Genomic DNA, 7712 nt, shown 5'->3' with positions numbered 1-7712 from the left:
GTCGCCGTCCTTGGCCTGGAACACCGAGCCGAGGTCGATGCCGGCCACGCTGCCGCTGCCCAGATGCGTCTGCAGCGCGGTGTTCTGGTCCGATGTTCCGGTCGGCGGTGTGACATGGTCGAGCTGGTCGAACTGGCGCACCACGAAGGCGCCGCTCGAGGCATTCAGCGTCACCGTCATCACGGTGCGGTCGCTAAGCCCGTTGTAAGCGCCGTTATGGTTGCTGTCGACAAAGCCGACCAGCGTGTTGCCCTGGATCGCCCAGCTCAGCTCGACGCCCTTCGACGACAGCCCGATGGCCGTCAGGTCTGCGGCCGCCGTGCCGGTGAAGCCGAAACCGCCGCCGGCGGCCGGGCCGTCGGCGCCGAAGTCGACAAGCCCGTTCAGCGAGCCGGATGCGATCGCCGCACCCAGCGGGAACTCCGTGCCCGAACCGTCGCCGGACCCGTCATAGGGCGAGGTTCCCTGCGACAGCAGGCTGGCAATGTCGTCCTCGTCGATCGTCACCGGCGCGGCATGGCCGCTCAGGACCTTCGGCCCATCATCCTCGAAGACGATGGTCTGGGAGATGTCGGCGCTTTGTGTGACGTGGTCGCCGTCGCCATCGGTCGCCGTGACGGTGACCGAGACCGAACCGGCGCCGAGCGCGATGCCCTCGTCGTTGCTGCTGGTGTCGGGATGCTGGAGCGAGACGTATTGCGCAACCGCGACCTGGCCGGTGGCGGCATCGACATGCAGGGCGAAGGCGACCTTGTCGGTGGCGGTAACGCCGTTGTTGTTGGCGTCATAGACGCCGATGATGTGGCCGTTGCCGTCGTTGAACAGCGAGATTGCGTGGCCATCGGTGGTCTTCAGGCCGGAATCCACGCCCGTATTGCTGGCAAGGGTGAGCGCATAGACGAGCGAAGCTTTCGCTGCCGGTCCGTCGGCGCCGAACAGCGCCGTGGCGTTCACGACGCCGCCGCTGCCTTGCGCATATTGGTGCAGCGGCATGTCGGGATCGGTTCCGGCATTGACGCCGGCAAACAGGGCCGCCACGGCAGGATCGGTGGTGTCGTCGGAATCGGCATCGACACCTGCGGTCTCGTCGATAACGATGATGTCGCCGACCTTGATGTTGGCAAGGAAGGTGCCGGTGTTGTCGCCTGCTTCGCCGATTTCACGGAACGTCAGTGAGTTGTCGCCGGCCGTCGCCGTGACGTCGATGGCGATGGTCTGCATGACGCCCGACGTGGGATCGTAGGTTCCGACCGAGACGCCGTTCCACAGCACTTCGAGCTTGGCGCTGTGTAGGAGGCTGGTGTCGTTGGCGGCGCCGATCTCGAAGGAGATGCGGTATTCGCCGGCGCTGAGCAGCATGGTCTGCGAGATCTGGATGTTGCCGGGGCTGGCCTCGAGGTCGACCATAACGCTGTTGGTCGGGCTGTCTGCACCGCGATAGCCGTCACCGACCTTCTGCAATTCGATGCTGCTGGCGCCTTCGTAGGGCGAAGCCGTGACGGTCCAGGCGCCGGCGGGACCGGTCGTGGTGCCGCTGCCGGCGCCCCAGGCGTCGCCATTGGGGACGAAGCCGTCCAGGAACAGGCCGTTCAAGGCACCGTTCGGCTGCGAGATGGTCAGGCTCGGACCATCGTCGTCGAAGCTGATCTGGCCCGAGACATCGGCGCTGGCGCTGGCGGTGTCGCCGTCGCCATCCGTGACGGTCACACTCACTGCGACCGAATGCAGGCCCAGCACCACCGTGTCGTCCGGATTGGAGGCGTCCGAATGATGAAGCGACAGATATTGCTCGACGGTCACCTTGCCGGTGGCCGGATCGATCGACAGCGCGAACGCCGCATCGCCATTGAACGTTCCGCCCTGGACGACGCCGACGACGACGCCGTTGGCCAGCGTCTGCAAGGTGATCAGCGAGCCGTCGGTGACGGCAAGGCCGGAGACCGCATTGGTGACGCTTAGCGCATAGACGGTGCTGCCCGAAACGGCCGGACCGTCGGCGCCGAACAGCGCCGTGATGTTGACGAAGGCACTGTCGCTGGTGCCGTGCGCGATCGCGCCGGTGCCGCCGACATCGGGATCCTCGCCCTTGGTGACCGTACCAGTGTCGATCCCAGCCGGGGTGCTCGTGGTCGCCGTCTCGTCAAGCGCTACCGTAACGCCGGTGGCGGCGACAGCCGTCACCTTCGGCCCGTCATCGTCGAAACTGATCTGGCCCGAGACGTCGGCGCTGGCGCTGGCGGAGTCGCCATCGCTATCCGTGATCGTGACCTTCACGGCCAGCGAGCCGGCGGTGAGTGCAACCGTGTCGTCGGGATTACCGGTGTCGGAATGGTGGAGCGACAGATATTGCTCGACGGTCACCTTGCCGGTGGCCGGATCGATCGACAGCGCGAACGCGGCCTCGCCCTTGAACGCGCCGCCCTGCACGACTCCGACAACCACTCCGTTCGCAAGCGTCTGCAAGGTGATCGTTGAGCCGTCGGTGACGGTCAGGCCGGAAACGGCGTTCGTGACGCTCAGCTGATAGACGGTGGCGGTGCTTGCCGCCGGGCCGTCGCCGCCGAACAGCGCCGTCACATTGACCAGGGCGCCGTTGCTGGTGCCGGAGGTGATCGCCCCGGTACCGCCGATATCGGGATCATCGCCCTTGACGATGGTTCCTGTGTTGATCGCAGCCGCCATGCTCAAGGCCTGCGTTTCGTCGAGTGAGACCACGGCGCCGGCGTCGGCGACGACTGTCACCAAAGGTCCATCGTCGTGGAACTGGATCGCGCCGCCGATCTGGGCACCGCCGAATGCGCTGTCGCCATCGAAGTCGGTGACGGTCACCGAGGCTGTGATCTTGCCCGAGAGGGTCAGCACGTCGTCATGGGCAGCAGCGCTCGATCCATCGACAGTGTGTTCCAGCGGAGCGTATTGGGTGACCGTAAGCGTGCCATTGCCGTTGATGACGATGGTAAAGGCGGTGTGGGTGCCGCCGTTCTGATAAGTGCCGGTGACCGTCGTCGCATTGGTCTGCTGCAGCGTGATCGCAAAATCGCCAATGGCCGTCTTCAGGCCCGAATCGAGCGATGCGACATTGCCGGTCAGGCCCAGCGCATAGGCGATGCCGCCGCCGGCGGCGGCCCCGTCGGCACCGAAATTGGATGCAACGGAAATAATCGGGTTGGCGCTCGTCACATCGATCGGAAAGCCAGCCGGCGAACCGGCATTGGTTTCATCGAGCACCGCGGAACTGGCTGCCGTGTTGCCCACCGTCAGGGCAGGGCTGTCGTCCTCGACGATCACGGTCATGTTGGCCGTTGCCGAGCCGCCGAACGGATCCTGCACGGTAACCGGGACGACGATGGAGAGGTCATCCTCGAAGCCGGCCAGCGGGTGGTCGAGGGGACCGAGCAGGGCGATCTGGAAGGTTCCCGTGCTCGCATCCGTGATGGTGACGCTGATCACGACGTCCGATCCGACCCTGCCGACGAGATGCGTCGAATCGACCAGTTCCCACACGACGTCGGTGCCGTGCGAGGTAAGTGTCGTGGCAGGCACTCCGAGGCCGTAGGTCAGCGGATCGCCATTGGGATCCGTAGCGCCGAAGCTGCCGTTGATCACCGAAAGATTCGATTCGTCGAAGGGTGAGCCGGGATCGCCGTCCGGGTTTGCGCCGGAAAGCCCTTCTTCCGACACGCGGACGGTGAGATCGCCAAATTCCGGGTTCGCATTGGGAAGGAACAGTTCCCGCCTCTCGGCCTGCCCGAACTGCAGATCGGTCGGCGGCAAGAGCGTCGAAAGATCAAATCCATCGCCGATGCCGCCAGGAGGAATTTCAAAATTTCCACCGGCGCTCGAGGTCGAACCTCCAGGGCCAGCCGACATCGAACCATCGGCGCCGAAGGCGACATCCACATGGCTCGCCTCGAGCGCGGCGATCAAGGCGACGCGCGGTACCTCGACATCGCCAAGGACGAAGGTCGGCACGTTGAGCGCGCCGTCCTTGATCACGATAACCGAGCCGTCGGCCTGTTCGAGCACGAGATTGTGGCCGTCGACCTTGATGTTGTCGATAGAGACGTTCGCCGGAAGCTTCACGACGTTGCCGGCGTCGGCGACGTATTCGTGCGGCGCGGCTGCCGCCTGGGCCTTCGCCTCCGCGGGTGCTTCCGCCGGCGCGCCACTGCCCACATCGACCGGCACTGGTTCGGCCGCTGCCGGCGCGGCCTGTTGCGTCGAAGCCGCCTGTGCGACCTGGAACTCTGCCGGCGAGGTCTGGTCGTGACGTTCACTGGCCATGGAATGCTCGTCCCACGAACCCGAAACGGCGTCCAATTCGTTATTGATGGTCATTGCTTGTACCCCTCCGGCATTTCCCCGAAAGAGACAGCGGCAACCATTACTTTGCAACCGTCCGTCAATCTACTTTATATACCATTATATGCCTACAATGGCATTTTTTACGCGTGGTAAACTGGGAGCATATATTCTGTTATATAAGTCGATATGTGCCGGTGCGGATGAGGCCTCGCCCCCTGTTGTATGGTAAATAGAAGTATAAATTCAAATAAAATTTTACGAAAAATAGCGGAAACAAGTTTAGTCGCCATTATCTACCTTCATTGCCAATAATTTGAGACAAGATCGGTACCGTCCACAGTCAAAAGGTGGGCGTTATGAAAAAAGAAAAAACCGCGCCGGGAACAGCCGGCCTCAAGCTACTCTTGCTGACGATCAGCCTCGCAGGCCTGCCGCAGCCATCGCTCGCGAGCGTCCATTTAGAGGGCACCGCTTCGGTCGGCGGGCTTGTTGAAGACGTGCGGATGCCGCCCAGCCTGGGCGGCGTTTCCCTGGAAAGATTCCAGCCTTGGCGACCGGCGGTAGGATACCAGCCCGACCTGGTTTCCATGAGTTACACGATCGACGATGCCCAAGCGGGCGTTGCGCCGGCGCCTGCGAATGTCGGAATTGATCCCATCAAGACGGCAACGATTATCCCCGGCGTGTTCGGCTCGGTCGCGTTGTCCATGCATAACTTTCCCGTCGCCGCGCGGTGGGCACCGGTCTACCAGGCAATTGTCGGCTGCTCGGCGGGCAGTGCCTGCGAGCAGAAGAGCGCGGCTTTTGCCAGGCTGATCTCGTCGGCACAGGGCAAAGGGTTCAGCGAGAAACTGTCATTCGTCAACAGCGGCATCAATCACCTGATCGCCTACAGGAAGGACAGCGTCATCTATGGCAAGCTCGATTACTGGGCAAAGCCCACCGAGGTGCTCGATAAGCGCGCCGGCGACTGCGAGGATTTCGTCATACTGAAGATGACGGCGCTGCTGAGGGCCGGCATCCCCGCGCAAAGCATGGCGTTGGTTGTTCTCCAGGATCGCAGGCGGGGATTCTTCCATGCGGTCCTGTCGGTAAGCACGGCAAGTGGCGTGTTCATTCTCGACAGCCTCAACAACACCGTGCTGCGCGACAGCGATCTCCCCGATTATGTGCCGCTTTATTCCTTCAGCACGGACCGAGCCTGGATCCATGGTTCGAGATCGGGCAGCGCGCAGGTCGCGGAGATCAAGGGCGGTTTTGCAGGCGTCGCGCCCGGCGAGGGATTGCAGCCCGACACGGCTTCTGGAGCGCTTGCCCGTCGGTGAGCAACCGCGGTTCGCCGGCTTTTATGGAAAACGCCGAACCGCTCTATCTCTTTGTTTTGCGCAATTCCCAAGGGAAAGCGCTACACGCTTTTCCCGGGAAGCGTTTCGCACTTTTCCTGGAACTGCTGCTAGCCGCTGACGAATGCCATCAGCAGGTCCTGCCCGACCAGCGGTGCTCGCACGGCATTCAATTGGCCACGATATCGGCGTTCGCCGGCGCCGATGACGAACCCGCTGGCGACCGGAATCTCGCCATTGGCATCCAGCCGCGCGAAGATGTCCGCCACGTTGAGATCGAGCGCCAGCCTGAGATCCTGACGCCCGTCATCGCTCGGCGCCGTCGGCAATTGGCGCTTTACCAATTGTTGGAACGGAGCGTTGAAGGTCAGGATCTTTTTCGACGATGAAAGGGCGAAGGCGGGCGAGGGGCAGGCGACCAGTATCGCGGTGATCGTCCTGATCGACGCAAGCCTCTTCAACGTCAGGTTTTCTTCCGTCAAGTCACGAATGCAGGCAACCCTGATCGCCGACGTCAGATTGCCAGCGGGAGACTGGCTCTCGGCGATCTCATCGACAAGCATGCCGATCGTGCATTTGCGGCTTTCCGCCATCTGCCTGAGCGACGTCCAGAACGTCCGCTCCAGGCGGATGCCGCGGCGGATGCCGCGGCGCGCGACAACCCGGAACTCCATGCCGAGGTCTTCCGTGGCCATCGGCACGAGCAACCGCTCGAGAACAGCGGGAGGCGTGGCGCTATCGTTCACTCATCGCCTCCTCTCGTGCCTTGTTGATGGGTTTCAGCAGGTAGGTCAGGATCGTCTTGCGGCCGGTCTTGATGTCGACGGAGCAGATCATGCCCGGGATGATCGAATAGGTCTTGCCATCCCGCGTCAGCGTCGACCTGTCGGTCGCGACGCGCACCTGATAATAGGGCTCGCCTGTCTTCTGGTCGACGAGACTGTCGGCGGTGATGTTCGAGACCTTGCCCTCGATGCCGCCGAAGATCGAGAAATCATAGGCGGTGACCTTGATCAGCGCCTCCTGATCCGGCCGGATGAAGGCAACGTCGCGGGGCGAAACCCGCGCTTCGACCAGCAAGGTCTCCGAAGTCGGAACGATGCCGGCCACGACCGCGCCGGGCTGCACGAAGGCGCCAACCGTATTGATGTCAAGCGTGTTGACGATACCGTCGACTGGAGAACGGATGTCGGTGCGGGCCACCTTGTCGGTCGCGCCGCGTATGGTTTCATCGACCACCGAGAGATCGGCCAGCGCCTGCGTCAGGTCGCTCAGCGCTTCCTGTTGCAGCTGCAGACCGAGCTCATCGACCTGAAGCTGGGCCTCGGTGATGGCCGATTTGGCTTTCTTGGTGGTTTCTCCAGCAAGCGTCAGCTGCCCGTTGAGCTCTGTCTGCTCGCGTTCAACCCGGAGTTGCTCGGTTCGCGCCATCAGGCCTTTCTTGACCATGGCTTCGACCAGCTTTGCCTCCTGGTCGCTGACGACCAGATTCTTCGTGAGGCGATCGGAATTGGCCGTCGCCTCGTCCAATTCCTTCTCGCGCTGATCGAGGCGCGACTTGAGAACCGACAGCTTGACTTCGAAGTTGTCGCGGCGGGCGACGAGCAGCTTCTGCTCGTTGTCGCAGATTTCCGGGGCGACCTTCTGGATTTCGGCCGGACATGGAAATTCGCCTTGCAGATCGCCGCTCTGCTCGAACTTCAGCCGTGCAATGCGGGTCTGTAATGCCCGTGCCTTGGCCTGTTGCTCGCCAAGGCTGGAGGTGTTGAACGTATTGTCGAGGCGGATGATGAGGTCGTTCTTCTTCACGACCTGCCCGATCTTGACGGCAATTTCCTGGACGACGCCCGGCTCGCTGGCCTGGATGATCTGCGTTTTGGAAGCAGGTATGACCTTGCCGTCGCCGCGTGCGATTTCATCCACCTCGGCAAAGGACGCCCAAGCAACGGAAGACACGAAGAGTGCACCTATGATAAATATGGACGCCGACGCAAAGAGCGGCGGCCGGTCTTCCCTTGCAAGCATTTCCCACGGCCCCAACGCATTGAATACTTTGATAGTTTT

4 protein-coding genes are annotated in these 7712 nt (G+C 62.6%); 1 reads left to right on the top strand and 3 read right to left on the bottom strand.

Annotation, left to right across the window (positions count from 1 at the left end; all coding sequences use genetic code 11):
- The coding region (locus FJ867_RS27180; RefSeq protein WP_140819055.1) for a DUF5801 repeats-in-toxin domain-containing protein at nt 1–4338 on the bottom strand (4338 nt) is incomplete at its 3' end.
- Nucleotides 4339–4661: 323 nt separating this feature from the next.
- Between FJ867_RS27180 and FJ867_RS27175 the strand changes: the two genes are divergently transcribed.
- Nucleotides 4662–5630 (top strand): transglutaminase-like cysteine peptidase, encoded by a 969-nt coding sequence (locus tag FJ867_RS27175; RefSeq protein WP_140515173.1) that lies wholly within the window; start codon nt 4662–4664, stop codon nt 5628–5630.
- A gap of 128 nt (nt 5631–5758) precedes the next feature.
- On the opposite strand, the gene FJ867_RS27170 is transcribed toward FJ867_RS27175, so the two are convergent.
- Entirely contained in the window at nt 5759–6394 is a 636-nt protein-coding gene (locus tag FJ867_RS27170) for a ribbon-helix-helix domain-containing protein (protein ID WP_140685175.1), read from the bottom strand.
- Nucleotides 6384–7673, bottom strand: a complete 1290-nt coding sequence (locus FJ867_RS27165; RefSeq protein WP_140497322.1) for an HlyD family type I secretion periplasmic adaptor subunit — start codon at nt 7671–7673, stop codon at nt 6384–6386. Before FJ867_RS27165 ends, FJ867_RS27170 begins: the two co-directional genes overlap by 11 nt.
- Nucleotides 7674–7712: the final 39 nt, after the last annotated feature.

The sequence above is a fragment of the Mesorhizobium sp. B2-5-3 genome (assembly GCF_006441005.1).
Lineage (GTDB): Bacteria > Pseudomonadota > Alphaproteobacteria > Rhizobiales > Rhizobiaceae > Mesorhizobium.
Note: the sequence above shows the minus strand (reverse complement) of the source record. Positions and strands in the feature narration are given on the sequence as shown.